General features: G+C 61.6%; 29 protein-coding genes. 13 read left to right on the plus strand and 16 right to left on the minus strand.

Annotated elements, in window-relative coordinates; genetic code table 11:
* The first annotated feature begins 167 nt into the window (after window positions 1-167).
* Window positions 168-833 carry an FKBP-type peptidyl-prolyl cis-trans isomerase gene (locus ACTJK9_RS18170; protein WP_085612051.1) on the plus strand — a complete coding sequence of 222 codons (666 nt, stop codon included), beginning with the start codon at window positions 168-170 and terminating at the stop codon, window positions 831-833.
* 60 nt (window positions 834-893) lie between these two features.
* Here the strand turns inward: ACTJK9_RS18170 and ACTJK9_RS18175 are convergent, their stop codons facing one another.
* The 7 genes from ACTJK9_RS18175 to ACTJK9_RS18205 all read right to left on the minus strand — a co-directional run bounded on the left by ACTJK9_RS18175 (window position 894) and on the right by ACTJK9_RS18205 (window position 7,295).
* Complete coding sequence (locus ACTJK9_RS18175; RefSeq protein WP_007951863.1) at window positions 894-1,352, minus strand: Rsd/AlgQ family anti-sigma factor; 459 nt, start codon at window positions 1,350-1,352, stop codon at window positions 894-896.
* A 185-nt stretch (window positions 1,353-1,537) separates the two neighbouring features.
* Entirely contained in the window at window positions 1,538-2,089 is a 552-nt protein-coding gene (locus ACTJK9_RS18180; RefSeq protein WP_221398321.1) for a disulfide bond formation protein B, read from the minus strand.
* A 221-nt stretch (window positions 2,090-2,310) separates the two neighbouring features.
* Window positions 2,311-3,549 (minus strand): heme biosynthesis protein HemY, encoded by a 1,239-nt coding sequence (locus tag ACTJK9_RS18185; protein WP_440815240.1) that lies wholly within the window; start codon window positions 3,547-3,549, stop codon window positions 2,311-2,313.
* Window positions 3,546-4,688, minus strand: a complete 1,143-nt coding sequence (locus tag ACTJK9_RS18190; RefSeq protein WP_085612053.1) for a uroporphyrinogen-III C-methyltransferase — start codon at window positions 4,686-4,688, stop codon at window positions 3,546-3,548. Before ACTJK9_RS18190 ends, ACTJK9_RS18185 begins: the two co-directional genes overlap by 4 nt.
* 16 nt (window positions 4,689-4,704) lie before the next feature.
* Window positions 4,705-5,472 (minus strand): uroporphyrinogen-III synthase, encoded by a 768-nt coding sequence (locus ACTJK9_RS18195; protein ID WP_085612054.1) that lies wholly within the window; start codon window positions 5,470-5,472, stop codon window positions 4,705-4,707.
* Window positions 5,469-6,410, minus strand: coding sequence for a hydroxymethylbilane synthase (gene hemC, locus ACTJK9_RS18200; protein WP_440815243.1), 942 nt, complete (start codon window positions 6,408-6,410; stop codon window positions 5,469-5,471). The genes ACTJK9_RS18195 and hemC overlap by 4 nt, the downstream gene beginning before the upstream one ends.
* Before the next feature lie 138 nt (window positions 6,411-6,548).
* On the minus strand, window positions 6,549-7,295 hold the full coding sequence (locus tag ACTJK9_RS18205; RefSeq protein WP_039765284.1) for a LytR/AlgR family response regulator transcription factor: 747 nt from the start codon (window positions 7,293-7,295) through the stop codon (window positions 6,549-6,551).
* A 473-nt stretch (window positions 7,296-7,768) separates the two neighbouring features.
* Here ACTJK9_RS18205 and argH point away from each other — a divergent pair, with 473 nt between their 5' ends.
* Window positions 7,769-9,163 carry an argininosuccinate lyase gene (argH, locus tag ACTJK9_RS18210; RefSeq protein ID WP_095049356.1) on the plus strand — a complete coding sequence of 465 codons (1,395 nt, stop codon included), beginning with the start codon at window positions 7,769-7,771 and terminating at the stop codon, window positions 9,161-9,163.
* Window positions 9,164-9,290: 127 nt separating this feature from the next.
* Here argH and ACTJK9_RS18215 read toward each other — a convergent pair whose 3' ends face one another.
* Complete coding sequence (locus ACTJK9_RS18215; RefSeq protein ID WP_221398323.1) at window positions 9,291-9,950, minus strand: glutathione S-transferase family protein; 660 nt, start codon at window positions 9,948-9,950, stop codon at window positions 9,291-9,293.
* Window positions 9,951-10,073: 123 nt separating this feature from the next.
* On the opposite strand from ACTJK9_RS18215, the gene ACTJK9_RS18220 reads away from it, so the two are divergent.
* The 3 genes from ACTJK9_RS18220 to ACTJK9_RS18230 all read left to right on the plus strand — a co-directional run bounded on the left by ACTJK9_RS18220 (window position 10,074) and on the right by ACTJK9_RS18230 (window position 13,833).
* Window positions 10,074-10,358 carry a hypothetical protein gene (locus ACTJK9_RS18220; RefSeq protein ID WP_007951881.1) on the plus strand — a complete coding sequence of 95 codons (285 nt, stop codon included), beginning with the start codon at window positions 10,074-10,076 and terminating at the stop codon, window positions 10,356-10,358.
* 191 nt (window positions 10,359-10,549) lie between these two features.
* Window positions 10,550-10,795 (plus strand): TIGR02647 family protein, encoded by a 246-nt coding sequence (locus ACTJK9_RS18225; protein WP_007951883.1) that lies wholly within the window; start codon window positions 10,550-10,552, stop codon window positions 10,793-10,795.
* A 194-nt stretch (window positions 10,796-10,989) separates the two neighbouring features.
* The gene (locus ACTJK9_RS18230; RefSeq protein ID WP_440815248.1) at window positions 10,990-13,833 is read left to right on the plus strand and encodes a class I adenylate cyclase; all 2,844 of its coding nucleotides are present in this window, start codon (window positions 10,990-10,992) and stop codon (window positions 13,831-13,833) included.
* A 6-nt stretch (window positions 13,834-13,839) separates the two neighbouring features.
* Here the strand turns inward: ACTJK9_RS18230 and rnk are convergent, their stop codons facing one another.
* The 3 genes from rnk to cyaY form a co-directional block, all read right to left on the minus strand.
* A complete protein-coding gene (rnk, locus tag ACTJK9_RS18235; RefSeq protein ID WP_064379882.1) occupies window positions 13,840-14,250 on the minus strand; it encodes a nucleoside diphosphate kinase regulator in 411 nt (136 codons plus the stop codon).
* A 128-nt stretch (window positions 14,251-14,378) separates the two neighbouring features.
* Entirely contained in the window at window positions 14,379-14,603 is a 225-nt protein-coding gene (locus tag ACTJK9_RS18240; RefSeq protein WP_064600343.1) for a DUF1289 domain-containing protein, read from the minus strand.
* A gap of 4 nt (window positions 14,604-14,607) precedes the next feature.
* A complete protein-coding gene (cyaY, locus tag ACTJK9_RS18245) occupies window positions 14,608-14,940 on the minus strand; it encodes an iron donor protein CyaY (protein WP_007951887.1) in 333 nt (110 codons plus the stop codon).
* Window positions 14,941-15,179: 239 nt separating this feature from the next.
* On the opposite strand from cyaY, the gene lptM reads away from it, so the two are divergent.
* The 6 genes from lptM to ACTJK9_RS18275 are packed head-to-tail and all read left to right on the plus strand — an operon-like array spanning window position 15,180 to window position 19,787.
* Window positions 15,180-15,353: an LPS translocon maturation chaperone LptM gene (gene lptM, locus ACTJK9_RS18250; RefSeq protein ID WP_082934452.1), complete on the plus strand. Its 174-nt coding sequence runs from the start codon at window positions 15,180-15,182 to the stop codon at window positions 15,351-15,353.
* 9 nt (window positions 15,354-15,362) lie between these two features.
* Window positions 15,363-16,610 carry a diaminopimelate decarboxylase gene (gene lysA, locus ACTJK9_RS18255; RefSeq protein ID WP_007951889.1) on the plus strand — a complete coding sequence of 416 codons (1,248 nt, stop codon included), beginning with the start codon at window positions 15,363-15,365 and terminating at the stop codon, window positions 16,608-16,610.
* Between the two features lie 4 nt (window positions 16,611-16,614).
* Entirely contained in the window at window positions 16,615-17,445 is an 831-nt protein-coding gene (gene dapF / locus ACTJK9_RS18260) for a diaminopimelate epimerase (protein WP_011336523.1), read from the plus strand.
* A 13-nt stretch (window positions 17,446-17,458) separates the two neighbouring features.
* Window positions 17,459-18,184 carry a DUF484 family protein gene (locus tag ACTJK9_RS18265; RefSeq protein ID WP_440815253.1) on the plus strand — a complete coding sequence of 242 codons (726 nt, stop codon included), beginning with the start codon at window positions 17,459-17,461 and terminating at the stop codon, window positions 18,182-18,184.
* Between the two features lie 2 nt (window positions 18,185-18,186).
* Window positions 18,187-19,086: a tyrosine recombinase XerC gene (gene xerC / locus ACTJK9_RS18270; protein ID WP_085612059.1), complete on the plus strand. Its 900-nt coding sequence runs from the start codon at window positions 18,187-18,189 to the stop codon at window positions 19,084-19,086.
* Entirely contained in the window at window positions 19,083-19,787 is a 705-nt protein-coding gene (locus ACTJK9_RS18275; RefSeq protein WP_197867119.1) for an HAD family hydrolase, read from the plus strand. The genes xerC and ACTJK9_RS18275 overlap by 4 nt, the downstream gene beginning before the upstream one ends.
* A 65-nt stretch (window positions 19,788-19,852) precedes the next feature.
* On the opposite strand, the gene sutA is transcribed toward ACTJK9_RS18275, so the two are convergent.
* The 4 genes from sutA to glnK form a co-directional block, all read right to left on the minus strand.
* Complete coding sequence (gene sutA, locus ACTJK9_RS18280; RefSeq protein ID WP_007964546.1) at window positions 19,853-20,179, minus strand: transcriptional regulator SutA; 327 nt, start codon at window positions 20,177-20,179, stop codon at window positions 19,853-19,855.
* Window positions 20,180-20,281: 102 nt separating this feature from the next.
* Entirely contained in the window at window positions 20,282-20,707 is a 426-nt protein-coding gene (locus ACTJK9_RS18285) for a secondary thiamine-phosphate synthase enzyme YjbQ (protein ID WP_085612061.1), read from the minus strand.
* A gap of 215 nt (window positions 20,708-20,922) precedes the next feature.
* Entirely contained in the window at window positions 20,923-22,260 is a 1,338-nt protein-coding gene (locus ACTJK9_RS18290) for an ammonium transporter (RefSeq protein WP_007951904.1), read from the minus strand.
* Between the two features lie 37 nt (window positions 22,261-22,297).
* On the minus strand, window positions 22,298-22,636 hold the full coding sequence (glnK, locus tag ACTJK9_RS18295) for a P-II family nitrogen regulator (protein ID WP_002555808.1): 339 nt from the start codon (window positions 22,634-22,636) through the stop codon (window positions 22,298-22,300).
* Between the two features lie 398 nt (window positions 22,637-23,034).
* Between glnK and ACTJK9_RS18300 the strand changes: the two genes are divergently transcribed.
* On the plus strand, window positions 23,035-23,295 hold the full coding sequence (locus ACTJK9_RS18300; RefSeq protein ID WP_007920416.1) for an accessory factor UbiK family protein: 261 nt from the start codon (window positions 23,035-23,037) through the stop codon (window positions 23,293-23,295).
* Between the two features lie 303 nt (window positions 23,296-23,598).
* Here the strand turns inward: ACTJK9_RS18300 and ACTJK9_RS18305 are convergent, their stop codons facing one another.
* Window positions 23,599-23,853 carry a HigA family addiction module antitoxin gene (locus ACTJK9_RS18305; RefSeq protein WP_085612062.1) on the minus strand — a complete coding sequence of 85 codons (255 nt, stop codon included), beginning with the start codon at window positions 23,851-23,853 and terminating at the stop codon, window positions 23,599-23,601.
* A 487-nt stretch (window positions 23,854-24,340) separates the two neighbouring features.
* On the opposite strand from ACTJK9_RS18305, the gene ACTJK9_RS18310 reads away from it, so the two are divergent.
* On the plus strand, window positions 24,341-25,834 hold the full coding sequence (locus tag ACTJK9_RS18310) for a YifB family Mg chelatase-like AAA ATPase (protein ID WP_440815259.1): 1,494 nt from the start codon (window positions 24,341-24,343) through the stop codon (window positions 25,832-25,834).
* Window positions 25,835-25,877 lie beyond the last annotated feature (43 nt).

Below are 25,877 nucleotides of genomic sequence, written 5' to 3' on the forward strand. Positions count from 1 at the left end.
GCGGCTCATACTAGACCTCTGCTGCTACCGCCGCTAGGGCATGTTGACAGTATCGAAAGCACTCGGTTGCAGGCTTGCAAAAAACTTCTGCGCATTGGCAAAAGCAGTTCACCGTTGCAGACGTTCGCGCTGGCATAATCCACCGCAATTCAGGATGGAGAGTGCCCATGTCGCGCTACTTTTTTTTATCCCTCTGCATGATTTTTTCCGTGGCTCAGGCCGACGAAAAAACGACGGCGAATGACGCCCACGATCTGGCTTACAGCCTCGGCGCCAGCCTCGGCGAACGACTGCGTCAGGAAGTGCCGCAGCTGCAGATCCAGGCGTTGATCGAAGGTCTGCAGCAGGCCTATCAAGGCAAGCCGTTGGCACTGAGCGAGGCACGCATCGAGCAGATCCTCGCCGATCACGAATCGCAGGCAGCCGAGCAGGCGGCGATGCCTTCGACTGAAGCCGCGATGGAAAACGAGCGACGTTTTCTCACCGCCGAAAAAGCCAAACCGGGTGTAAAGGAGCTGGCCGACGGCATCCTGCTGACCGAGCTTGCGCCGGGGAATGGCACCAAGGCCGGCCCGGATGGAAAAGTGCAGGTGCTGTACATCGGCCGACTGCCGGACGGCACCGTGTTCGATCAGAACAGCCAGCCGCAGTGGTTCAATCTCGACAGCGTGATCGCCGGCTGGCGCACCGCGCTGCAGAACATGCCGGTCGGCGCGAAGTGGCGTCTGGTGATTCCATCGGATCAGGCTTATGGCGCCGACGGTGCAGGCGACTTGATCGCGCCGTTCACACCGCTGGTGTTCGAAGTGGAATTGCGCGGCGCGACCAGTTGATCGCCCAATAAAAAACGGTGCGTTTGGGGCGCACCGTTTCTGTGTCTTGCGAGGTTCGGTTCAGGCCTGAACCGAATCCTCTTCCTTGTGTGCGGTATGCAGCACTTCGATCAGGCAGTCTTCCAGTTCGAAGCGCTCGTGGAGCAGGCCGCCCAGCTCCTTGAATTTCTCCGCAACGCATTTGCCTTCATCACAAAGGTCGTTGAACGCGAGCAGCTTTTCGGTGATGACATCGATCCGCGGATAGATCGTCTCGGCCAGTTCCAGGCCGCGCTTGTCATTGAAGGCCTTGGCCTCGCCCGTCAGCTGTTCGTAGATTTCGAAGTGCCCGGCCGAGACGTAATCGACCAGCACACCGCAGAATTCCTGCAAAGGCTTTCGATCCTCGGACAGCGCCTGAGGTTTGGCGCCCAGCTTGTCATAGGCAGCGATCAATTCCTCACGCTCCTGCAGCCAGCGGTCGATCAGCAGATGAACTCCACCCCAACGTTCCTGAGCATTCTGACAACTTTCGAGCATGGTGATCTCTCTTCCCTTGTGGGTCATGCTGCCCTACACCCGCGCCTCTTCTTGTGGCTATTGCTTTGAGAGGCGGCCGGGCAGAGCGTCATCGAGCAACACAATTCCAATGACACGTGCGGGCCAGATTATGCCCGCACGCCTATGGCTTCAAGGTACGCAGGAGAGAAAGTTCATACAAGTGTTTAATCCCTGACCAGCGCCGGGTGCGACGGTTGGCCGCTAAGTGGTCGCTGTAAAGCCATCCAGACCTGTCGCAGCAACTGGTAAGCGGCAAGGATCGACATCCCCACGAAGAACAGCAGGCTCCACTCCGGAATGCTCAAATCGAACAGTGTCCAGGACAACTCCGTGCAATCGGCAGTGTCGTTGAACATACGCATCAGTGCGCATAACCACGGCAGGCTGCTGAACATTTCCTCCGGCCCTGGCCCGCAATGCGCCAGCCTTTGCAGGGAATCACTTTGCAACAGTACTTGTCGCCAGGCCGCCGTCATCCCGCCAAGACTGGTCAGCAACGCCATCATCCAGTACAGCGACAGACCGACACGCTGCGGCCCATGGACCGCCGCCACACCACAAAAAGTGGTGAGCATACACATGAACAGACGCTGGACCAGACACAGGCTGCAGGGCACCAGACCGACCGCGTATTCGAGGTAATAAGAAGCTCCCAGGGCCAGAATCCCCGCAGTGAAAGCCATAAAGAACAGGGAGCGTGAGCAGGCCAACGACATGGCTTATCCGTAACAATAAAGACAGGCAGTTACGGTAGAGGAAAGCGCCTCGGGCTTTCAAGGCAGGTCACTGGCGACACTTCATCAGAAGTGTAGGGAAATCCCGACAGGCACCGAAGGATTCGGTGTAGCCCATTGTAGGATTTTGCTCGGGAGAGGATTTACCGGTAACAATTCAGTCACCGGGAAAGAAATGGAGGAGCAACGCTCCCCCTTTCTGATCATGCTCGAGCGGCTACCGGCAATGGTGCAGCCAGCAGGCGCTCATCCAGCATACCGAGCCCTTCCTGGAACAGCAGATTGCTGCGCTCGGTGTCACCGAGCCGGGCCAGCAGACGCGCCAACTCGGCGCACGCTTCCGGATTGCGCTGCACTCGCAGACTGCTTTCCAGGTAGTCCCGCGCCTTGCCCCACAGACTGGCTTGCAGGCACAGGCGTCCCAGCGTCAGCAGCAAGCTGGCATCGCCCGGATGATCCTTGAGCCATCCCTCGGCTGTCTGCAACTGACGCGCCGGATCGCTGCCACGCACCAGACCGTAAAGGCGCGCCAGATGACTGTCGTACTTGCGCTTGAGCGCCGTGCGCAGCACTTCTTCCGCTTCGACCTGAGCACCCAGCTGGCGCAGCTGCTCGGCGTAGGCCAGCACCAGTGCCGGCTCCTGGCGCTGGGCAGAAGTCAGTTGCTGCCAGGCGCGGTTGAGCGACTGTAAACCGACTGCGCCGTCCTCTTCACGCTGGGCCGCGAGGGACAGGTTTTCCCCCCAGGCGCGACGTTCGAGTTCGGTCAGTTCGGACGGTGGCAGGACTTTGTCCTTGCGCAGCTCCGGCAACAGGCTAATCACGGACGACCAGTCACCGCGCTGCTGATGCAGGCGCTGCAACTGGCGCAGGGTCTGGACATTGTGCGGATGGCGTTCATGCATAGCCTGCAAAGTGACCAGCGCCCCATCGGTATCGCCACGATCGGTCTGCAACTGCGCATGGCTGAGGGCGATCGCCAGCTCGGCCTGCGGCTGACGCTCGAGGGCACGCTCCAGCAGGCGATCGCTTTCCTCGTAATGACCTTGTTCGTTGGCGGCGCGGGCGGCGCCCAGGTAATACAGCAACGGTTGACGCTCGGCTTCGGCGGCCCGGTAAAGATGACGCTGGGCGCTGGCCCAGCGCCCTTCGGCCAGGTCGAGCTGACCATGCTCGATCGCCACCTGCACACGGCGGCTGCGGTTACGACGCGACCACGGATTGACCACTCCGCCGGAGGTCAGTACCAGCTCGACCAGCGCCTTGATGCCCCAGACCAGCAGCCAGAGCACCGCCACCACCGCCAGGGTCGCCCAAAGGCTCGATTCATAACGAAAGCTTTTGTAGGCGACCAGCACGTAACCGGAATGCTCGGCAATCGCCAGGCCCAGCGCCGCCGTCGCCGCGATCACCAGAAACACGATCACATACAGGCGCTTCATGGTGTCGCCTCCTGCGCGGTGCTGGCAGCCGGTTTGGCGAAGGGTTTCACCGAGTCTTCGGCGTTGACGTTGCGGCGCTCCAGATAGGCCTGCACCGCACTTAAGGTTCCAGCGAGATCCGGCGTGTTGACGGTAACCGGTTGCTTGCTCAATTCCGCGACCTGCTCGAGCATGATTTTGCTCTGCGGGTTGTCCGGATTGAAGTTGCCCGTGAGGACGTCACGCGCTTCGGCCAGCGCCTGGGTGTACACCGGCGCCTGACCGTTGAGCGCAGCCCATTGCGCCTGCTCGAGCGAAAGGCTCAGGGCCAGGCGCACCTGGCTCAGGCTCTGGCCTGCAAGCAGCGGCCGGACGTTTTTGTCAGCGTTGAAATCGATGCGGATGTAGCGCGATATCTGATCCCACCACTGCGCCCAGCGACTGGCGCCGTCGCCATCGGAGGTCAGGCCCAGCAGTGAATCGCCGCGATCCTTGTATTCCGGCGCCAGCTCGGTGAGGCCGACGACCTGATCGCGCAAGGCGCCCAGGCGCAGGAACAGCCCGGTGCGATCCGGCTGCTCGGTACTGCGCAGCGCTACCAGGGTTTTCGCCACTTGCTCGCGGGCGGCGAACGAGCCGGGATCATTCTGCTCGCGCAGGATTTCATCGGCACCCTGAACCAGCGCCTGGGCGCTGCTGATGTCCTGCAGGGCGGAAAGACGCAGGCTGGCCAGCCGCAGCAAGTGCTCGGCCTCGGCCAGCCGCCAGTCCTTGCGGCTGGCGCCGAGGACCGTTTCCAGACGCTGGTTGAGGCGTTGCTGATCGCCCTGAAGCTGGGTCACTAGACGCTGGCGTTCGGCAAGTTCATCGGCACCGGGCAATTGCCCGAGGCGCTCGGTCAGTCGTTGCTCGTTGAGCTTCAGGGTCTGTGCCTGATCGTTCAACGCCTGAACCTGATTCAACTGATTCTGAGTGCTGGTCTGCAGGTGTCGCACCTGCCACACACCCCAGCCACCCACCGCAACACCGGCAGCGCCGAGCAGCAGCGCGAGTATGGCCAATCCGTTGCCTCGGCGCGGTTCCGCGGCCGGTGGCGGTGCATCAACCGGTGCATCGATCACAGGTTGAACGTCATCTTTAGGCAAGGCTGTTTCGCTCACGTATCCATCCTTTGCATTAGAGAACGGGCACGGGATGCTCCCGTAACGCCGTCAGCAAGGCCGCGGCACTGGCGCCGCGACAATCCACAACTGTTCGGGCCCCGGCGGCACTGGCCTGCTCGGCAACCCTTGGGCTTGGAACAAACAACGGCAGCCGCGCAAGTGCAGGCCAGCTGTCGCCGGCCAGTTGGCGCAGGTGTTCGAAACCCTGTCCACTGCTGACCACCAGCCCGTTCAGGCGTTCCGCTGCAATCCTGCGGGGCAGCTCCTGCGGCGGATAGTCCGGCAGGTCGCGACGGTACAACTCCAAGTATTCGACACTAGCACCAAGCGCGCGCAGGCGCTCGGCCAGCAGCTCGCGTCCGCCCTCCCCACGCAGAATCAACACCTGCGAACCGGGCACGACCACCGCCTCAAGCAGACGCGGCAATTGCAGCAAGGCCTCGCTGTCGTCACCCGCGTCCGGGAAGCTCACATCCAGCCCCCGATCCCGAAGGATAGCGGCGGTCGCTGCACCCACACTGAACCACGGCATCGTAGGAGTCGCCAGGCCCAAAGAGTCGAGCAGATCCACCGCGATCCGCGCCGCTGGCTTGCTGACCACGATCACTGCGCTGTAACGCGGCAGTTGCGTGATTGTGCGGCGCATTGTGTCAGAGACCGGCAGTGGCGCGATTTCCAAAAGCGGCAGACAGCTGCTGAAAAACCCTTGTTCGGCCAGCACGGCGGCGAGCGCCGAGCAGTCTTCCGCCGGGCGCGTCAGCAGCAGGCGCCAGGCGGTCACTCGTGACCTGCCTCGCCGTAGACTGCCTTGAGAATATCGTCGGCGCCCTGGCTCAGCAGGTCTTCGGCCACCTGCACACCCAGGGTCTCGGCTGCCGCACGCGGCGCACGGGCTTGTGCGCTGAGCAGCTTGCCGCCACTCGGCTCGCCCACCAGACCGCGCAGCCACAACTGATCGCCCTCGAGCACGGCGTAGCAGGCGATCGGCACCTGGCAGCCGCCATTCAGATGTTTGTTGAGGGCACGCTCGGCGGTGACACGGTCAGCGGTGTCGGCGTGATGCAGGGGCGCGAGCAAGGCGTGGATTTCAGTGTCGGCGCTGCGGCATTCGATACCGACGGCGCCCTGCCCACCGGCCGGCAGGCTGTCATCGACGCTGATGGCCGAGGTGATGCGATCTTCGAAACCGAGGCGGATCAGGCCCGCTGCCGCGAGGATGATCGCGTCGTATTCGCCGGCGTCGAGCTTGGCCAGACGGGTGTTGACGTTGCCACGCAGGAAACGGATCTCGAGATCCGGACGGCGCGTCAGCAACTGCGCCTGACGCCGCAGGCTGGAGGTACCGACGATGCTGCCGGCAGGCAACGCATCGAGGCTGGAATACGTATTGGAGACAAACGCGTCACGGGGATCTTCGCGCTCGCAGATGCAGAACAGACCGAGGCCTTGAGGGAAATCCATCGGCACGTCTTTCATCGAATGCACGGCGATGTCGGCTTCGTTTTCCAGCAGCGCGGTTTCCAGTTCCTTGACGAACAGGCCCTTGCCACCGATTTTCGACAGGGGCGAATCGAGCAGCTTGTCGCCGCGACTGACCATGGGCACCAGCGTCACCAGCAGGCCCGGGTGGGATGCTTCAAGACGGGCTTTGACGTATTCGGCCTGCCAGAGGGCCAGAGCACTTTTGCGGGTGGCGATGCGGATTTCGCGAGAGGACATGGATCAATCCGTACTGAATAGATACGGCGGATAATAACAGCTCAGCCAAATCCACTTTGACCTGAATCAGATACGGCGTGGCCTCCCTGGCCTGCAATGCCTGGTGAAATGAACAAAGAACCGCCCGGAGCCTGCGGACTAAAGCCCCTGCATCATTTTGCGCACACCCGCCACATGTCGACGGCTGACAATCAGCGCGTCACCGTTGAGGCCCTTGAGGAACAACTGGAAGTGGCCCAGCGGTGTGCGTTGCAGTCGCTCGATGCGGTCGCGGGCGACCAGCGCATTGCGGTGGATCCGCACGAAGCGCTCGCCGAATTCGTCTTCCAGCGCCTTGAGCGGCTCATCCAGAAGGACTTCGCCAGCTTCGTGGCGCAAGGTCACGTATTTGTGGTCGGCAATGAAGTACACCACCTGATCCAGCGGGATCAGTTCGATGCCTTTGCGGGTCCGGGCGCTGATGTGGCTGCGCGGGCCGTTACCGCTTTCGGCGGCAGGACGGGTCAGGGCCGAGAGTTGGGCCCGGTTGGGACGTTCAGCCCGTTTCAGGGCGTCATGCAGATGTTCGGTTCGCACGGGTTTCACCACATAGCCCACGGCGCTGGCCTGCAGGGCTTCCACGGCAAATTCATCGGGACCTGCGCAAAACACCACGGCTGGCGGGGTTTCGCGTTCGCACAGACGGGCAGCCACCTGCAGGCCATCGAGGCCCGGCATGCGGATATCGAGCAGTACGATATCCGGCTTGTGGCTGTCGATCAGTGCCAACGCCTCTTCGCCATTGGTGGCGCTGGGCTCCAGGATTGTGTAGCCCTCGAGCTCGCTCACCATTCGGCTGAGTCGCTCGCGGGCCAGTGGTTCGTCATCAACGATCAGGACATTCATATTGCGCTGGATTCCTGCGTGAGTCTCGCACAAGGATAGCGTAGACAAGTGGAGTGACGTCCGTCACCGCGATCCACGCTAAGACTAGCGCGAGCGCCAAAAAGTGCCGTACGTCGGCCGGCAATATTTGCCGACACCTGCAACGTACCGCCCGACGCCCGTCGCCGACTGCGTTTTACGCAGGGTATGCCAATGGCCAATACACCCACCCCTCTCTCTTCTTATAGTCGGTGGCCGGATCTTTGCCCGATCCGTGGTCACCCGACCCCTATGTCCTACTGTAGACGCTCGTCGGGCCGATATTGCTCAATCGAAAAATATCCTTGCGCAAATCCCCCGGGGACGCCGACAACTATGGCGGAGCGAATGAGAAAAAAACGTATCGACCAGTGTCAGCGACAGGATTGGCAACCCTGTTATTATCCGCGCCAGCGTTTCACGCCTTCTTTCTTCAAGCCGATACGAGCGAATTCATGAGCACTGACAAGACCAATCAGTCCTGGGGCGGCCGCTTCAGTGAACCCGTCGACGCCTTCGTCGCCCGCTTCACCGCCTCCGTCACTTTCGACCAGCGCCTGTATCGCCACGACATCATGGGCTCGATCGCCCACGCCACCATGCTGGCCAAGGTCGGTGTGCTGACGGATGCCGAGCGCGACAGCATCATCGATGGCCTGAAGACCATCCAGGGCGAAATCGAGGCCGGCCAGTTCGACTGGCGCGTCGACCTCGAAGACGTGCACATGAACATCGAAGCACGCCTGACCGACCGCATCGGCGTCACCGGCAAGAAGCTGCACACCGGCCGCAGCCGCAACGACCAGGTCGCCACCGACATCCGCCTGTGGCTGCGTGACGAAATTGACCTGATCCTGGCCGAGATCACCCGCCTGCAAAAAGGCCTGCTGGAGCAGGCCGAGCGTGAAGCCGCCAGCATCATGCCGGGCTTCACCCACCTGCAGACCGCTCAGCCGGTGACCTTCGGGCACCACATGCTGGCCTGGTTCGAAATGCTCAGCCGCGACTACGAGCGCCTGGTCGACTGCCGCAAGCGCACCAACCGCATGCCGCTGGGCAGCGCCGCGCTGGCCGGCACCACTTACCCGATCGACCGCGAATACACCGCGCAGTTGCTGGGCTTCGACGCCGTCGGCGGCAACTCGCTGGACAACGTGTCCGACCGTGACTTCGCCATCGAATTCTGCTCGGCCGCGAGCATCGCGATGATGCACCTGTCGCGCTTCTCCGAAGAGCTGGTGCTGTGGACCAGCGCGCAGTTCCAGTTCATCGATCTGCCGGACCGTTTCTGCACCGGCAGCTCGATCATGCCGCAAAAGAAAAACCCGGATGTTCCGGAGCTGGTACGTGGCAAGACCGGTCGGGTATTCGGCGCCCTGATGGGCCTGTTGACCCTGATGAAAGGCCAGCCGCTGGCCTACAACAAGGACAACCAGGAAGACAAGGAACCGCTGTTCGACGCCGCCGACACCTTGCGCGACTCGCTGCGGGCTTTTGCCGACATGATCCCGGCGATCAAGCCAAAGCACGCGATCATGCGCGAAGCGGCGCTGCGCGGGTTCTCCACCGCCACCGACCTGGCCGACTACCTGGTACGCCGTGGCCTGCCGTTCCGTGATTGCCACGAGATCGTCGGCCACGCGGTGAAGTACGGCGTCGACACCGGCAAAGATCTGGCGGAAATGAGCCTGGAAGAACTGCGCCAGTTCAGCGACCAGATCGAGCAGGACGTGTTTGCCGTGCTGACCCTGGAAGGTTCGGTAAATGCCCGTGACCACATCGGCGGCACTGCGCCGGCGCAGGTCAAGGCTGCCGTGGTTCGCGGTCAGGCGCTGATCGCCAGCCGCTAAAAGTCAAAGCTTCGCGAGCAAGCTCGCTCCCACATCTGATCTGCTGCGAACACCGAACAGGTGTCCAATCGAGATCAAGTGTGGGAGCGGGCTTGCTCGCGAAAGCTATCTCGAAAACTCCAAAAAATTACTTCTTCGCTGCGATCATCGCCAAAAACGCCGGCATCGCCGCATCCTTGTCCGCCGCAATCTTCTGCACGTGCGGATTCTGCTCAAGCCGCTCCAGCAGTGCCTTGGCCTTCGGCATCTCCGCCAGCAAATCCAGACCGAACAGCTTGTGCCCCACCGCAACTGCCAACGGCACGCTGTAGAGGAAGTACAAATCCGCAATAGTCAGGCTGTCGCCCGCCACATACGGAGCGAACTTGCCGTGACGTGCCAGCGCCGCGAAACCCAGCAGCAATTCAGCCTTGGTTTTCTCCTTGATCGCCTCCGGGAGTGCCATGCCAAAAAACGCCTCGCCATAGCAGGCACGGGCCGGCAGCTCGATATACAGCTCGATTTCCTTGGCCACTGCCAGCACCTGAGCTCGGGCAAACGGCTCGGCCGGCAGCAGTGGAGCACCCTTCTGGGTGCTTTCGAGGTATTCGAGCATCACCATCGTTTCATTGATGTAACCACCTTCAGCCCCCAGCACCGGCACCTTGCCGCGCGGGCTGATGGCCAGGGACTCCGGCGTTGGCGTCGGGTAGAACGTGACCTCTTCGAACGGCAGGTCTTTTTCCAGCAGCGCCAGCTTGACCATGTTGTAGTAGTTGCTGACGGAGAATCCATAGAGCTTGAACATCACATAGCCTCCAGGCCGTGCGGGGTGGGCAGTGCCTGTTTATAGATCGCCCCGGGTATTCGTGCCAGCAGCATCACGCTGCTGAATGCGGGTAAACTGGCGCCTTTCCTTGAGGAGCCTGCCATGAGCGAGCCGACTGACATCGACAATGATGAAGAAGAGTTCACCGAATCGACGCTGATCGAAGCGATCGAGAACCAGATCGAAAGCGACAACCCGCCAGCGGCCAAGGCAACCTTCAACAAGCTGACGCTGGTCGGTTACGAACGCGATGACATCCTGAATCTGATGGCCCACGTGCTGGCCTGTGAAATCGACGCGATGCTCGACGAAGACCGCGCGTTCGATACCGAGTGGTACGAAACCGCGCTGCGCGCACTGCCCGAGCTGCCACCGGAAAAGCAGTAAACGGCCCCGCCCTGTGGGAGCCCGCCTGCTCCCACACAATTTGTCACCCATCTGCGCGGTCTTCTGCCGCTCCCTGACTACACTGGAATCCACCCCGGGACAAAAACCCTGACACGCGCACTGGACAGGCCGCGCCGGCAGGTTCACCTTAGGGGCGCTGTCGTCCAATTCCTAGAAAGTCTGGAGTCCTTATGTCGCTTACCCCTGAGTTGGTTGCCGAACTGGAAGTCCTCGCACTCTTCAACCTGGACAGTTCCCAGGAAGGTCTGAAAATTCATCAGACCGCTGCCCCGAAGCACATTGCCGCCGCACAACGCCTGTTCGAAAAAGAACTGACAGACCAGCCTGATGGCGGTTACCTGACCAGCCTCGGTCGCGATGCCGCACAAAACGTGCAAACCGTACTGACGATTCTCAAAGAGCAGCAAACCGCCTGATCCTCCCGACTTTGCCCACGGAAACCCCTGTCACGGGATTTCCGCGGGCCAGCCATGAACATCGTCCATCACCGCGCGATAGAAATCTGACGTCAAAAAACAAATTCAGCTTAAAACTCCTGCCGCTCAGGCGCTAAACTCCCGGACACCCGAGACCCCTTGCCTCCGAGCCCTGCGCGCCGGTTTGAGCCGACATGACCCGCACCCATGAAATCCGCCCCGACCTGGACGAAGGCATCGACCGCAAGGTACTCAGCCAGCTACGTGCACGCTTTCTGAAACTCAATGAAGGCCGCCTGAACCGGGCGCGGGAAGGCCTGTCGACGCGCCAGCAAAGTGTGCTGACGTTGCTGCCGCTGTTTTTTCACGTTAATCATCCGCTGTTGCCGGGTTATGTCTCGGGCAGCACGCCGGCCGGGCTGTCGAATTACGAACCGGACGCCGAGACGCTCGCCGAAGCCCAGCGCCTGACCCGCTCGTTCTCCTACAAGCCGCGTCACGGCAGCAACCCGCCACGACCGATTCACGGCCTGTTCCTGATGGGCAGCCTCGGCACGCTGGCCCAGGCGGACCAGAGCGACATGGACGTGTGGGTCTGCCACGCCCCCGACCTGAGCGACAGTGAGCTGGCCGAACTGCGCAAGAAGTGCCAGTTGCTCGAAACCTGGGCTGCCAGCCAAGGGGCCGAGGCGCACTTCTTCCTGATCGACCCGGTGCGTTTCGTCAAAGGCGAACGCGACACTCAACTCAGCTCCGAAGATTGCGGCACCACCCAGCACTATCTGCTGCTGGACGAGTTCTACCGCACCGCGATCTGGCTTGCCGGGCGCACGCCGATCTGGTGGCTGGTGCCGGTCTACGAAGAACGCGCCTATGACGCGTACACCCATACCCTGATTTCCAAGCGCTTCATCCGCAACGATGAAACCCTCGACCTGGGGCCGATGGCGTACATTCCACCGGGCGAGTTCGTCGGCGCCGGGCTGTGGCAACTGTTCAAGGGCATCGAATCGCCTTACAAGTCCGTGCTCAAGCTGCTGCTGACCGAGGTCTACGCCAGCGAGCACCCCCAGGTGCAGTGCCTGAGCCTGCGCTTCAAGCAAGCGGTGTTCGCCAACCGGCTGGATCTCGACGAGCTGGATCCGTACATGGTGGTCTACCGCCGGATCGAGGAATACCTTACTGCGCGCAATGAGCCGGAACGCCTTGAGCTGGTTCGACGGGCGCTGTACCTCAAGGTCAACCGCAAGCTCACCGGCAACAGCCGAACCCAGAGCTGGCAGCGCTCACTGCTGGAAAGACTGGCCAGCGAATGGCATTGGGATCAGCGGCAACTGGCGCTGCTCGACAGCCGCAGCCAGTGGAAAGTCCGCCAAGTCAGCGCCGAACGCCGGGCGCTGGTCAACGAACTCAATTACAGCTATCGCTTCCTGACCCAGTTCGCCCGCGCAGAGCAGACCGTCAGCCTGATCAACAAGCGCGACCTCAACGTTCTCGGACGGCGCCTGTATGCGGCGTTCGAGCGCAAGGCGGACAAGGTCGAGTTCATCAATCCCGGCATCGCCCCGGACCTGGCCGAAGACACGCTGACCCTGGTGCAATCGCCGAACAAAAAGGAACCGGGCCAGACCCAGTGGGGCCTTTACAACGGCAGCCTGACCGCGCTGGAGTGGGAACACTTCGCACCGATCAAGCGCAGCCGCGAGTTGCTGGAATTGTTGACCTGGTGCCACCGCAACGGCGTGATCGACAGCAGCACCCGACTGGCCCTGCACCCCGGCACCAGCGACATGAGCGAGTTCGAGCTGTTCAACCTGCTCGGCAGCCTGCAACAGAGCATTCCCCTACCCTTGCCGACCGTTGCCGAAGAACCGCTGCTGCGCGCCGCCGTACCGAACGAAGTCTTGATGCTGGTGAATGTCGGGGTCGATCCGCTCAAGCATCACCGCGACCTGAACATCCTGATGACCACCGAGCGCACGGACTCCCTGAGCTATGCCGGTGTGCGCGAGAATCTGGTGCTGACCCTGGATCAGGTCACGCTTAACAGCTGGAACGAAGTGCTGGTCAACCGCTTCGACGGCCCGCATGCCCTGATGGACTGCCTGCGCGATTACCTCAACAATCTGCCGCGCGGAGCGCAACAGCCCTCGCTGCGAGTGCGCTGTTTCTGTCACAACCGCGCGCAATTCATCGCGCGCCGGGTGGAAGAAATTGTCGACACCGCGCAGACCCTGTTGCTCAGCGACCTGAATCACCGCTACCTGATCCAGGTGCAGCAGCATTACCACGTTCTGGAACTGGTGCCGGGTCAGGTCAGCCATGTCGCCCTCGCCACCCTGCCGGCGCTACTCGATTATCTGGGCGAGGAACAGCCACGCTACAGCCCGCTGCACCTGGACCCGATGGCGCTGGAAGACCACGACCTGGCGTTGATCCTGCCGATGGGCCAGCCCGAATGCATTCAGGTGTTCTACCGGATCACCGAACTATCCGCCGAGCTATACGTGCTCGATGAGTTCAACGCGCTGTGGCAACAACACTTGCCCTTTCACGACGAGCAAAGCCTGTTGGTGCCATTGCAGCGGTTCCTGCAATCGATCCAGTTCCGCCGCGAAGCGCTGCTGCCGATGGATTCGGGCCATGCCGCCAGTCTTGAAATCTTGTATTACCAGTTATTGCCATCAGGGCCGGGACGCGCGCGACGGGTCGAAATGCACCCGGCGCCGCAGACACCGGTCAACAAACCGTTCTACGACGTGCAGGCGATCGTCGGCAAAGCCGCACCCGGCGAAGTGCAGGTCACGCTGTATTGCAATCAACGGGAATTCAGCGAGCTGGAACATGGCGACCAGCTGTTCAGCGTGGTCGCCCGGGAGATCGTCGGGCAGCGCCGGGAAACCGAGCGCTACCGCTGCTACATCACCGACCTGGACCTGTCTGGCGTGATCGGTGACGGGCAGAGTTCAAGCAATCTGTATCTGCGCTACAAGGCCGACCTGGAACGCTCTCTGAACGAGGCGCTCGAGCAGGTCTGAAGCGGGTTACTCCGGGAAATCACCGCCGTTGGCCGGCTGCGATTCGACTTCGAGCAAAGTCAGTTTCAGGGTCTTGCCACCCGGAGCCGGCCAGTCGATGTGCTGACCAACCTTCAGGCCCAGCAGCGCACTGCCGACCGGGGCCAGGATCGAGATTTTGCCTTCGTCGGCGTTGGCGTGCTTCGGATAGACCAGGGTCAGGTGGTAGTCCTTGCCGCTGCTTTCTTCGCGGCAGTGCACACGGGAATTCATCGTCACGACATCGGCAGGCACTTCATCGTGACCGACCAGGGTATCGGCGCGGTCCAGTTCGGTTTGCAGCGCGATCACGCCCGGCAGCGTGTCATCCAGGCTGTCGATCAGGCGCTCCAGACGTTGCACGTCCAGACGGGTAAGGGTGATGGAAGGTGCGGTCATGATCCGGGCAGACTCCTTTCTTCTGCACACAAAAAAAGCAAAACCCCGCCAAAAAAGACGGGGTTTTCACCAGGCCTCGATGGGTTGAGGCGTTTCCGGACACTACCACAGCTCAAAAAATATACAAGCTACGCTCCGGTGAGCTGCCGGCGCTGAGCCGCTTGCGCACAAATCACCCGACGGCGCTCGTCATCGGCCGAACGCCACTCGCGGATGTCTTCGACATGGCGCATGCAACCGAGGCAGACCTTCTGCTCATCCAGCCGGCACACGCCGGTGCACGGCGAAGGCACGGCCGGGCTGACGTTGCTGTAGAGCGGCTTCGGCGGACGGACGGGCGCAGTATCAGTCACGAAATCACAGGCCTTCGAAATCGAATTCGGTGCCAGCCTGCTGCTTGACGATACGCTCGAGCATTTCGCCCAGCTGCTCTTCGCTCTTGTCGCACATCCAGCGTTCGCTTTCTTCGTCGTAGTCGAAGTGGAAACCGCCAGACACGGCGGCCAGCCACAGCTGACGCAACGGTTCCTGACGACTGAAGATCAGCTGCGTGCCGTTCTCGAACTTGACGGTCAGCACACCGGCCGAGTTCTCCATGTCGATGTCCAGGTCGCTGTCGTCGAAGATGTCTTCCAGTTTTTCCTGGGTTTCATCGACCAGATCGTGGAAACGGGCTTCGGACAAACTCATTGCGGCAACCTCAAAAAATGTCTGATCAGGCTCAAGCGCCGCAAGATACGGACGCCGCCAGCCGATTGCAAAGGATAACGACCAAGCGCCCTGCCCGGCGACGAAATATCCACCCGTCACGCGGGAAAAGTTTCCGCGCCGCAGCCTGAGCCCCGCCGGACGGGAGTTCCGTCGCATAGGCAAGCTGCCGGGTGGCCGGTATACTCCGGCGCAATTAACGCATTTTCAAGGATTTCGCCATGAAGCGCCTGATCTCTTCCCTTGCTGCGCTCGTCGCGGTTGCCTGCCTTGTTTCGGCTTGTGGTCAAAAAGGCCCGCTGTACCTGCCCGATGAAGATCAGGACCCGGCCGAGCAAGCCCAGTCTTCGCAAAAGCAGCCTGCCTCCAAGGCACACAAGCACGACGTTTACTAAGGGATCGCCATGGACGCTTTTAACTACCGTGGCGGGGAGCTGTTCGCGGAAGGTGTGGCGCTGTCCGCCATCGCCGATCGCTTCGGCACTCCCACCTACGTCTACTCCCGCGCCCACATCGAGGCCCAGTACCTGGCCTACGCCGATGCGCTGGCCGGCATGCCGCACCTGGTGTGCTTCGCGGTCAAGGCCAACTCCAACCTCGGCGTCCTGAATGTCCTGGCCCGCATCGGTGCCGGTTTCGACATCGTCTCCCGTGGCGAGCTGGAACGCGTGCTGGCCGCCGGCGGCAGCCCGGACAAGATCGTGTTCTCCGGCGTCGGCAAGACCCGTGACGACATGCGCCGTGCGCTGGAAGTCGGCGTGCACTGCTTCAACGTCGAATCCACCGACGAGCTCGAGCGCCTGCAAGTGGTCGCCGCCGAGCTGGGCGTTCGCGCGCCGATCTCGCTGCGCGTGAACCCGGACGTCGATGCCGGCACCCACCCGTACATTTCCACCGGTCTGAAAGAGAACAAGTTCGGCATCGCCATCGCCGACGCCGAAGACGTGTACGTGCGTGCCGCGCACCTGCCGAACCTGGAAGTGGTCGGCGTCGACTGCCACATCGGTTCGCAACTGACCACTCTGCCGCCGTTCCTCGATGCCCTCGACCGCCTGCTGGATCTGGTCGATCGCCTCGGCGATTGCGGCATCCACCTGCGCCACATCGATCTCGGTGGCGGCCTGGGTGTGCGTTATCGCGACGAAGAGCCGCCATTGGCTGCCGATTACATCAAGGCTGTGCGCGAGCGCCTGGTCGGCCGTGATCTGGCGCTGGTGTTCGAACCGGGCCGCTTCATCGTCGCCAACGCCGGCGTGCTGCTGACTCAGGTCGAGTACCTCAAGCACACCGAGCACAAAGACTTCGCCATCGTCGACGCGGCCATGAACGACCTGATCCGCCCGGCGCTGTACCAGGCCTGGATGGACGTGACCCCGGTCAAGCCACGCGAGACCGCTGCGCGTACCTACGACGTCGTCGGCCCGATCTGCGAAACCGGCGACTTCCTCGCCAAGGAACGCGAGCTGGCGCTGGAAGAAGGCGATCTGCTGGCCGTGCATTCGGCCGGTGCCTACGGTTTCGTGATGAGCTCCAACTACAACACTCGCGGCCGTGCCGCCGAAGTGCTGGTGGATGGTGATCAGGCCTTTGAAGTGCGTCGCCGCGAAACCGTGGCCGAGCTGTTTGCCGGCGAAAGCCTGCTGCCGGAGTAAACCCATGCTGCTGCGTTTTACCAAGATGCACGGCCTGGGCAACGACTTCATGGTCCTCGACCTGGTCAGCCAGCACGCGCATATTCAGCCCAAGCACGCAAAAATGTGGGGCGACCGGCACACCGGCATCGGTTTCGACCAGTTGCTGATCGTCGAAGCGCCGAGCAATCCGGATGTGGACTTCCGTTACCGGATCTTCAACTCCGACGGTTCCGAAGTGGAGCAGTGCGGCAATGGTGCGCGCTGCTTCGCCCGCTTCGTGCTCGACAAACGCCTGACCGCCAAACGGCAGATCCGCGTCGAGACCAAGGGCGGCATCATCGAACTGGACGTGCGTAACGACGGCCAGATCGGCGTGAACATGGGCGCCCCGCGCCTGGTGCCGGCGGACATTCCGTTCCAGGCGCCGGAGCAGGCCTTGAGTTATCAGGTCGATGTCGACGGTACGCCGGTCGATCTGGCCGCGGTGTCCATGGGCAACCCCCATGCGGTGCTGCGGGTCAGCGATATCAACACTGCACCGGTGCATGAACTGGGGCCGAAAATCGAACACCATCCGCGCTTTCCGGCGCGGGTCAACGTCGGTTTTCTCCAGGTCATCGACCGCCACCGCGCACAACTGCGCGTCTGGGAACGCGGCGCCGGGGAAACCCAGGCCTGCGGCACCGGTGCCTGCGCTGCTGCTGTAGCGGCGATCAGTCAGGGGTGGATGGATTCGCCACTGTTGATCGACCTGCCGGGCGGGCGCCTGTCCATTGAGTGGGCAGGCCCCGGCCAACCGGTGTTGATGACCGGCCCGGCAGTGCGCGTATACGAAGGACAAGTGCGTCTTTGAGTGAGCAGAAGCCATGACCGATAAGCCTCAGGTACCCGCCCGACAGTCCGGTGAATCAGCGTCCGAGAGACTGGAGGCGGCAGCGGTTGCCGCGTACCTGGAGGCTCATCCGGACTTCTTCGTCGAGCATGAAGAACTGCTGCCGTCCCTGCGCATCCCCCATCAGCGCGGCGATACCGTCTCGCTGGTCGAGCGCCAGATGGCCATCCTGCGCGACCGCAACATCGAGATGCGTCACCGCCTCTCGCACTTGATGGACGTCGCCCGGGACAACGATCGCCTGTTCGACAAGACCCGTCGCCTGATCCTCGCCCTGATGGACGCTGCCACTCTGGAAGATGTGGTGATCAGCGTCGAAGACAGCCTGCGCCAGGATTTCCAGGTGCCCTTCGTCAGCCTGATCCTGCTCGGCGATAACCCGGCCCCGGTCGGCCGCTGGGTGACCCACGCCGACGCGCAAACTGCCATCGGCGGGTTGCTCACCGAAGGCAAGAGCGTCAGCGGTAGCCTGCGTGAACACGAGCTGGACTTCCTGTTCGGCGAAGAGCAGCGCAAGCAGATCGGCTCCACCGCCGTGGTCGCCGTCAGCCACCAGGGCATCCACGGAATCCTGGCCATCGCCAGCCGTGATCCGCAGCACTACAAGAGCTCGGTCGGCACGCTGTTCCTCAGCTACATCGCCGAAGTCATGGGTCGCGTGCTGCCACGGGTCAACAGCTCCCTGCGCTCGGTACGCTGAACATGGAACGACAACTGGACGCTTACTGCGAACACCTGCGCAGTGAGCGGCAGGTGTCGCCGCACACGCTGTCGGCCTACCGCCGCGACCTCGATAAAGTCCTCGGCTGGTGCAACAAACAGAACATCGGCAGCTGGCAGGCGCTGGACATCCAGCGTCTGCGCAGCCTGATCGCCCGCCTGCATGCCCAGGGCCAGTCGTCGCGCAGTCTGGCGCGCCTGCTCTCGGCCGTGCGCGGGCTCTACCATTATCTGAATCGTGAAGGCCTCTGCGATCACGATCCGGCCACCGGACTGGCACCGCCCAAAGGCGAACGCCGCCTGCCGAAAACCCTCGACACCGACCGCGCCCTGCAACTGCTTGAAGGTGCGGTCGAGGACGATTTTCTCGCGCGGCGCGATCAGGCGATTCTGGAGTTGTTCTATTCCTCCGGCCTGCGCCTGTCGGAGCTGACCGGGCTCAATCTCGATCAGCTCGATCTGGCCGACGGCATGGTTCAGGTACTCGGCAAGGGCAGCAAGACGCGCCTGTTGCCGGTCGGTAAAAAGGCCCGGGAAGCGCTGGAGCACTGGCTACCACTGCGGGCGCTGACCAATCCGGCGGACGACGCCGTATTCGTCAGCCAGCAAGGCCGACGCCTCGGCCCGCGCGCAATTCAGGTGCGGGTCAAACTGGCCGGCGAGCGCGAACTGGGGCAGAACCTGCACCCGCACATGCTGCGGCACTCCTTCGCCAGCCATTTGCTCGAGTCCTCCCAGGACTTGCGCGCGGTGCAGGAACTGCTCGGCCACTCGGACATCAAGACCACCCAGATCTATACCCACCTGGACTTCCAGCACCTGGCGGCGGTCTACGACAGCGCCCACCCACGGGCCAAACGCATGAAAGGCGACGATTCATGAGCATCCAGTTGATCACCTTCGACCTCGACGACACCCTGTGGGACACCGCCCCGGTGATCGTCAGCGCCGAAGCGGTTTTGCGCGAATGGCTGAGCGAACATGCGCCGAATCTGGGCGCGGTACCGGTGGAGCATCTGTGGTCGATCCGCGAGCGGGTATTGGCCAACGAGCCGGGCTTGAAGCACCGCATCAGCGCGCTGCGCCGGCGAGTGTTGTTCCATGCGCTGGAAGAAGCCGGGTACGCCCACGGTGAAGCGTCGGATCTGGCAGACAAGAGTTTTGAAGTGTTTCTGCATGCGCGGCATCAGATCGAGGTGTTCCCGGAGGTCGAGCCGATCCTGGAAACCCTCGCCAAACACTACGCTCTCGGGGTGGTCACCAACGGCAACGCCGATGTCCGTCGTCTCGGACTGGCGGACTACTTCAAGTTTGCGCTGTGCGCCGAAGACATCGGCATCGCCAAGCCGGATGCGCGCCTGTTCCATGAAGCGTTGCAGCGCGGTGGCGTGAGCGCCGAAGCCGCCGTGCATATCGGCGATCACCCGGGGGACGACATCGCCGGGGCGCAGCAGGCCGGTCTGCGAGCGATCTGGTTCAACCCCGCCGGCAAGGTCTGGGAAGCGGAGCGCCTGCCGGATGCCGAGATTCGCAGCCTGAACGATCTGCCCGCGGTGCTCGCCCGCTGGAACAGCCGCGGCTGATTTTCTTTCGCCCATGAAAAAGCCCGCAGCGACGGCGGGCTTTTTCAGCAAGCAAGCGCCACGCCTCAGATAGGGCGGCTGCCGTACTTGTTGTCCGGCTTCTTGGGCGGATCGGCGACCACGTTGGCCTCCACTTCCTGAACCTTGCCACCGCGCGCAAGGAACTCTTCCATGGCCTTGGCCAGGGCATCGCGCTCCTTGTTCTTGGCTTCGATGCTCGGCAACTCGTCGACCGACACCGCAGCCTTGGCCTTGCCTTTGGCAGCCGGGGCCGGCGTATCGTCACCGCCATCGTCGTCAGCAACGTCTTCCGCTGCTGCTTCCAGACCTTCCTCGGCCTCGTCTTCGTCGCCTACTTCGAGGTCGTCGTTTTCCAGATCATCGTCGCTCATGTTCTACCTCATGACTTGCGAAAAGCAGATTAGTTATAGACCAGCTTTGGCGACTGTCGAAAGTCGCCGGAAAAAAATCGGTAACCATTGGTGACCAACGGTTTATGCCCCTTCACCGTGCAAGGTGGCGAGGACTTTACGGGCACCGCCATGATCACGGTGCTCGCCCAGGTAAACGCCTTGCCAGGTGCCCAGTGCCAGTCGGCCCGCCGTTATCGGCAAACTGATCTGACAGCCCAGCACGCTGGCCTTGAAGTGCGCCGGGAGGTCGTCCAGGCCTTCGTCGTTATGCTCATAGCCGTCTGTTCCTTGTGGGATCAGACGATTGAAAAATCGTTCGAAGTCGCGACGTACCGCCGGATCGGCGTTCTCGTTGATGGTCAACGACGCCGAGGTATGCTGCAGCCACAAATGCAACAGACCGACCCGGCATGCCTTGAGTTCAGGCAGACCGGCGAGCAACTCGTCCGTCACCAGATGAAAGCCCCGGGGCCGTGCCCGCAGGGTTATCAGAGTCTGTTGCCACATACAGTTCTCCGCACGTTCGGGGCGCATTCTAGCGCGCTCTGGAAAAAAACAAAGGCCCTAATATTCCTTCAATGATGTAAGCCTTTGGCCGCAGAAAAACACTCGTCGTAAACACGACCAAAGCAGTACGAAAAATCCTTTCAGCTGTATCGGGGAAGACAAATTCCAGATAAAAAAATGCCCGGCGAGCCGGGCAAGTTTTTTGCGGCGCGTGCTTACAGGTTGTAGCCGCGCTCGTTGTGTTGTGCCAGATCCAGGCCGACCGATTCTTCTTCCTCGGTCACACGCAGACCCATCACGGCATCCAGCACCTTGAGGATGATGAAAGTGACGATGGCGGTGTAGATCACGGTGAAGCCGACGCCTTTGCACTGAATCCAGACTTGTGCGGCGATGTCGGTGACGGTGCCGAAGCCACCCAGCGACGGTGCAGCGAACACACCGGTCAGGATCGCGCCGAGGATACCGCCGATACCGTGCACGCCGAAGGCGTCCAGGGAGTCGTCATAACCGAGTTTGCGTTTCAGGGTGGTGGCGCAGAAGAAGCACACCACGCCTGCTGCCAGACCGATCACCAGGGCGCCCATCGGGCCCACAGTGCCAGCGGCCGGAGTGATCGCGACCAGACCTGCAACGACGCCGGATGCGATACCCAGTGCGCTTGGTTTGCCGTGGGTGATCCACTCGGCGAACATCCAGCCCAATGCAGCAGCAGCGGTAGCGATCTGAGTGACCAGCATCGCCATGCCGGCGGTGCCGTTGGCGGCCGCAGCGGAACCGGCGTTGAAGCCGAACCAGCCGACCCACAGCATCGCCGCGCCCATCAGGGTGTAACCCAGATTGTGTGGCGCCATCGGAGTGGTCGGGAAACCTTTGCGTTTACCCAGTACCAGGCAGGCGATCAGACCGGCCACACCGGCGTTGATGTGCACCACGGTGCCGCCGGCGAAGTCGAGCACGCCCCAGTCCCACATCAGGCCGCCGTTGCCGGACCAGACCATGTGCGCGATCGGTGCATAAACCAGGGTGAACCAGATGCCCATGAAGATCAGCATCGCGGAGAACTTCATCCGCTCGGCAAACGCACCGACGATCAGCGCCGGAGTGATGATCGCGAAGGTCATCTGGAAGGTGATGAAGACCGCCTCGGGGAACAGCGCCGCCGGGCCGGTCAGGCTCGCTGGCGTAACACCGGCCAGGAACGCCTTGCCGAAACCGCCCACGAACGAGTTGAAGTTGACGACGCCCTGCTCCATGCCGGTGGTGTCGAACGCGATGCTGTAGCCATAAATGACCCACAGGACGCTGATCAGACCGGTAATGGCGAAGCACTGCATCATCACGGAAAGAATGTTTTTCGACCGAACCATGCCGCCGTAGAACAGCGCGAGGCCGGGAATGGTCATGAACAGCACGAGGGCTGTGGAAGTAAGCATCCAGGCAGTGTCGCCGGAATTCAGGACTGGGGCTGCCACTTCGTCTGCCGCCATGGCCAGGCCGGGCATTACGATAGACAACAGGGCTCCTAGCCCTGCGAATTTACGCAGAGTCATATTGTTTTCTCCTGGGGCGTTGGGTTTGTGGCGGCGTTTAGATCGCGTCGGTATCGGTTTCGCCGGTACGGATGCGGATCGCCTGTTCCAGATTGACCACGAAGATCTTGCCGTCACCGATCTTGCCGGTGTTGGCAGCCTTGGTTATCGCCTCGATAACCCGATCCAGATCCTTGTCGTCGATGGCAACGTCGATTTTCACCTTGGGCAGAAAATCGACCACATACTCCGCGCCGCGATACAGCTCGGTGTGACCCTTCTGCCGACCGAAGCCTTTGACTTCAGTAACGGTAATGCCCTGCACGCCGATTTCGGACAGCGACTCGCGCACGTCGTCCAACTTGAACGGCTTGATGATGGCAGTGACTAGCTTCATGAAACTCTCTCCCGAATTGGTGGACTTGCCCCAGGAAAACAAACCCGACTCAAGTCTAAGCGCAGTGCCTGGCTTTGTAACGCTTCGTTGTCGACGCCAGCTAACCGCTCCAGACGAAACTCCCCGCTCCGTCTGCCGCACTGCATTCGTCACAGCGACTGCATCAGTGCATGGGTCGAAGGTGACTAAGCAGAAAGCTTGCCATCTCGCCAAAAACCACTGATTTCAATCCCTTGGCCGCTGCCACAGATGCCATCACCCAAATGGCACTCCGGATACGCACAACAACGGTGCGTGGCCGTGCATCCCGTTGCGCGAAAAGCGTGCATCCGTGCCTGCGCCAATGACTATAGACACTGCGTGATACACTGCCGGCCATTGTTTCCAGGACATATCCCATGCTCGCGCCCAAAGACTTCCTCGACGCCCTGAGCGGCACCGCCTCCCGCCTGTTCAGCGGCGACACGCCCTTGCCAAAAGCCGAAATCGAAAGCCAGTTCAAGATGCTGCTGCAAAGTGCCTTCAGCAAACTGGACCTGGTGAGCCGTGAAGAGTTTGACAGTCAGATGGTGGTGCTGGCGCGCACTCGCGCCCGGCTCGAGAGCCTTGAGGCGAAGGTGGCGGAGATGGAAGCGAAGCTGACGCCGCCGGCTGAGTGAGTCCTCATCCCAGCCCGCAACTGGTTGGCGGAATTTCGTTGATGCTTGTGCCAGCGATCAGACCTGCATAACCTCAGCAAACGTGAGTGTGTCCACTAAGGACGCGCAGGCCTTGGCCTCACCGAAGCCTGCAACTGAAAACCGTCTCCTCAAGGCGGTTTTTTTTCGCCTCGAGATAGCTGCAATAATCGGTTTTCTGAGGAGTAGTCACAGCAACTGTTCAGCTCCCCGCCGTACGACCTTGGATTCAGATCAAGCGCAATGCGCCAGCCGCTCCAGTTGATCACGGACGGAAGCTCCTCTCTAAACTTCAGCTTTTCGCAAATCGTAAGTCGACTGAAGATTCATCCAGAACTCAGGCGTGGTGTTGAGGTGAATGGCAAGCCTGATTGCCAAATCGGCGCAGATCCTGAGCTGGCATTTCACAAGCTTTTCGATCTCGGTTTCAAGCCAGTTCGTGGGCATGGCCAAGTCCATGACCGTCATGCCCAATGGCTCCATGAATTCCTTATTCAGAACCTCACCCGGATGAATCGGGCGCATACCATTGCGGTTCATTTTTCGCCTCCAGAGGCTGCATTGAGCGGCCAAACTGGAGCATCCGACTTTGCGATACAAGACCGTCGAGTCGCTTTCGCTGGCGTCCTACAACTATTAGGGCACGCCCCTACAAAAATTAGCGTCCGCGCCTATTTAAGTTGTCTTTACGCCTGTCATTACATTAGCGACACCCATCAGGAAGGAGGTCTCTGTGAAGGATAAAAAGAGAAAGACAAAGCTACTTCAGGTTGTTGAACTACACCTCGAAGCACTCCGACTGGCTGGAAATTTGTCAGCCAATCAACGGAGGTTTATTGAAGTTGCCGTTACGTGCGGACCTGAGCTTGAGCCAAGTGGTCTGTTAGCAGGCAGAAGATGAATGCATCGGCCCGCACAACCGCTTTCTGATACGTCTTGCAAACCTCTACTCAAACGCTAGAACCCCGCTCAACTACCCTTCAAAAACCCGCAGGAAGCGGCCCCCGATTCAACTCAAGGAACGACCATGTCCCTCGCCATCGTCCACAGCCGCGCCCAGATTGGCGTGGATGCCCCCGCCGTCACCGTCGAAGTTCACCTGGCCAACGGCTTGCCCTCGCTGACCATGGTCGGCCTGCCCGAAGCGGCGGTGAAGGAAAGCAAGGATCGGGTGCGTAGCGCGATCATCAATTCCGGGCTGCAGTTTCCGGCGCGGCGGATCACGTTGAATCTGGCGCCGGCGGATCTGCCCAAGGATGGCGGGCGGTTCGATCTGGCAATTGCGCTGGGAATCCTGTCGGCGAGTGTGCAGGTGCCGACGTTGACGCTGGATGACGTGGAGTGCCTTGGCGAACTGGCGTTGTCCGGCGCCGTGCGGGCGGTGCGCGGGGTGTTGCCGGCGGCACTGGCAGCGCGCAAGGCCGGGCGGACGCTGGTGGTGCCGCGGGCGAATGCCGAGGAGGCTTGTCTGGCGTCGGGACTGAGGGTGATTGCGGTGGATCATCTGCTGGAGGCTGTGGCGCATTTCAACGGGCATACGCCAGTCGAGCCTTATGTCTCGGACGGGCTGATCCATGCTGCCAAACCTTATCCCGACCTGAATGAAGTACAGGGCCAACTGGCGGCCAAACGGGCGCTGCTGATTGCCGCTGCCGGCGCCCACAACCTGCTGTTCAGCGGGCCACCGGGGACGGGCAAGACATTGCTGGCCAGTCGTTTGCCAGGGCTGCTGCCACCGCTGACCGAGAGTGAAGCGCTGGAAGTGGCGGCGATTCAATCCGTCGCCAGTGGCGCGCCGCTGACTCACTGGCCGCAACGCCCGTTCCGCCAACCGCATCACTCGGCTTCCGGGCCGGCATTGGTCGGTGGCAGTTCAAAACCTCAGCCCGGCGAAATCACCCTCGCCCACCATGGCGTGCTGTTTCTCGATGAGCTGCCCGAGTTTGATCGCAAGGTGCTGGAGGTGCTGCGCGAACCGCTGGAATCCGGCTGCATCGTGATCGCAAGGGCCAAGGAACGGGTGCGGTTTCCCGCGAGATTCCAACTGGTCGCGGCGATGAATCCCTGCCCCTGTGGATATCTCGGCGAACCGAGCGGCAAATGCTCATGCACACCGGACATGGTGCAGCGCTATCGCAACAAACTGTCGGGGCCGTTGCTGGACCGGATCGACTTGCACCTGACAGTAGCGCGGGAGGCGACAGCGTTGAACCCTGCCGTGAAACCGGGAGAAGACAGCGCCAGCGCGGCCACATTGGTCGCCGAGGCCCGCGAGCGTCAGCAAAAACGCCAGGGCTGTGCCAATGCGTTTCTCGATTTGCCGGGGCTGAAGGAGCACTGCAAGTTATCCACAGTCGATGAGACCTGGCTGGAGACCGCGTGCGAAAGATTGACCTTGTCGCTGCGCTCGGCCCACCGGCTGCTCAAGGTCGCGCGGACGTTGGCGGATCAGGAAAAGTGCGCAGATATCAGTCGCGAGCATCTGGCCGAAGCGTTGCAGTATCGGCCGGCGACTCAGTAAGTGCTGAGTTTGGGGTGGCCCCAATCGCGAGCAGGCTCGCTCC

Origin of the sequence: Pseudomonas sp. 22082 (assembly GCF_052046055.1) — a bacterium.
In the GTDB taxonomy this organism is placed as follows: domain Bacteria; phylum Pseudomonadota; class Gammaproteobacteria; order Pseudomonadales; family Pseudomonadaceae; genus Aquipseudomonas; species Aquipseudomonas pharyngis.

Coding starts and splice junctions, on each gene's coding strand:
- ACTJK9_RS18305 (WP_085612062.1), bottom strand. CDS start 23,853: ATGAACCGCAATGGTATGCGCCCGATTCATCCGGGTGAGGTTCTGAAT.
- ACTJK9_RS18310 (WP_440815259.1), top strand. CDS start 24,341: ATGTCCCTCGCCATCGTCCACAGCCGCGCCCAGATTGGCGTGGATGCC.
- ACTJK9_RS18215 (WP_221398323.1), bottom strand. CDS start 9,950: ATGTTCAAGCTCTATGGATTCTCCGTCAGCAACTACTACAACATGGTC.
- glnK (WP_002555808.1), bottom strand. CDS start 22,636: ATGAAGCTAGTCACTGCCATCATCAAGCCGTTCAAGTTGGACGACGTG.
- sutA (WP_007964546.1), bottom strand. CDS start 20,179: ATGAGCGACGATGATCTGGAAAACGACGACCTCGAAGTAGGCGACGAA.
- argH (WP_095049356.1), top strand. CDS start 7,769: ATGAGCACTGACAAGACCAATCAGTCCTGGGGCGGCCGCTTCAGTGAA.
- ACTJK9_RS18275 (WP_197867119.1), top strand. CDS start 19,083: ATGAGCATCCAGTTGATCACCTTCGACCTCGACGACACCCTGTGGGAC.
- lysA (WP_007951889.1), top strand. CDS start 15,363: ATGGACGCTTTTAACTACCGTGGCGGGGAGCTGTTCGCGGAAGGTGTG.
- ACTJK9_RS18180 (WP_221398321.1), bottom strand. CDS start 2,089: ATGTCGTTGGCCTGCTCACGCTCCCTGTTCTTTATGGCTTTCACTGCG.
- ACTJK9_RS18175 (WP_007951863.1), bottom strand. CDS start 1,352: ATGCTCGAAAGTTGTCAGAATGCTCAGGAACGTTGGGGTGGAGTTCAT.
- ACTJK9_RS18220 (WP_007951881.1), top strand. CDS start 10,074: ATGAGCGAGCCGACTGACATCGACAATGATGAAGAAGAGTTCACCGAA.
- ACTJK9_RS18185 (WP_440815240.1), bottom strand. CDS start 3,549: ATGAAGCGCCTGTATGTGATCGTGTTTCTGGTGATCGCGGCGACGGCG.
- ACTJK9_RS18265 (WP_440815253.1), top strand. CDS start 17,459: ATGACCGATAAGCCTCAGGTACCCGCCCGACAGTCCGGTGAATCAGCG.
- ACTJK9_RS18285 (WP_085612061.1), bottom strand. CDS start 20,707: ATGTGGCAACAGACTCTGATAACCCTGCGGGCACGGCCCCGGGGCTTT.
- xerC (WP_085612059.1), top strand. CDS start 18,187: ATGGAACGACAACTGGACGCTTACTGCGAACACCTGCGCAGTGAGCGG.
- ACTJK9_RS18225 (WP_007951883.1), top strand. CDS start 10,550: ATGTCGCTTACCCCTGAGTTGGTTGCCGAACTGGAAGTCCTCGCACTC.
- cyaY (WP_007951887.1), bottom strand. CDS start 14,940: ATGAGTTTGTCCGAAGCCCGTTTCCACGATCTGGTCGATGAAACCCAG.
- hemC (WP_440815243.1), bottom strand. CDS start 6,410: ATGTCCTCTCGCGAAATCCGCATCGCCACCCGCAAAAGTGCTCTGGCC.
- rnk (WP_064379882.1), bottom strand. CDS start 14,250: ATGACCGCACCTTCCATCACCCTTACCCGTCTGGACGTGCAACGTCTG.
- dapF (WP_011336523.1), top strand. CDS start 16,615: ATGCTGCTGCGTTTTACCAAGATGCACGGCCTGGGCAACGACTTCATG.
- ACTJK9_RS18170 (WP_085612051.1), top strand. CDS start 168: ATGTCGCGCTACTTTTTTTTATCCCTCTGCATGATTTTTTCCGTGGCT.
- lptM (WP_082934452.1), top strand. CDS start 15,180: ATGAAGCGCCTGATCTCTTCCCTTGCTGCGCTCGTCGCGGTTGCCTGC.
- ACTJK9_RS18230 (WP_440815248.1), top strand. CDS start 10,990: ATGACCCGCACCCATGAAATCCGCCCCGACCTGGACGAAGGCATCGAC.
- ACTJK9_RS18205 (WP_039765284.1), bottom strand. CDS start 7,295: ATGAATGTCCTGATCGTTGATGACGAACCACTGGCCCGCGAGCGACTC.
- ACTJK9_RS18290 (WP_007951904.1), bottom strand. CDS start 22,260: ATGACTCTGCGTAAATTCGCAGGGCTAGGAGCCCTGTTGTCTATCGTA.
- ACTJK9_RS18300 (WP_007920416.1), top strand. CDS start 23,035: ATGCTCGCGCCCAAAGACTTCCTCGACGCCCTGAGCGGCACCGCCTCC.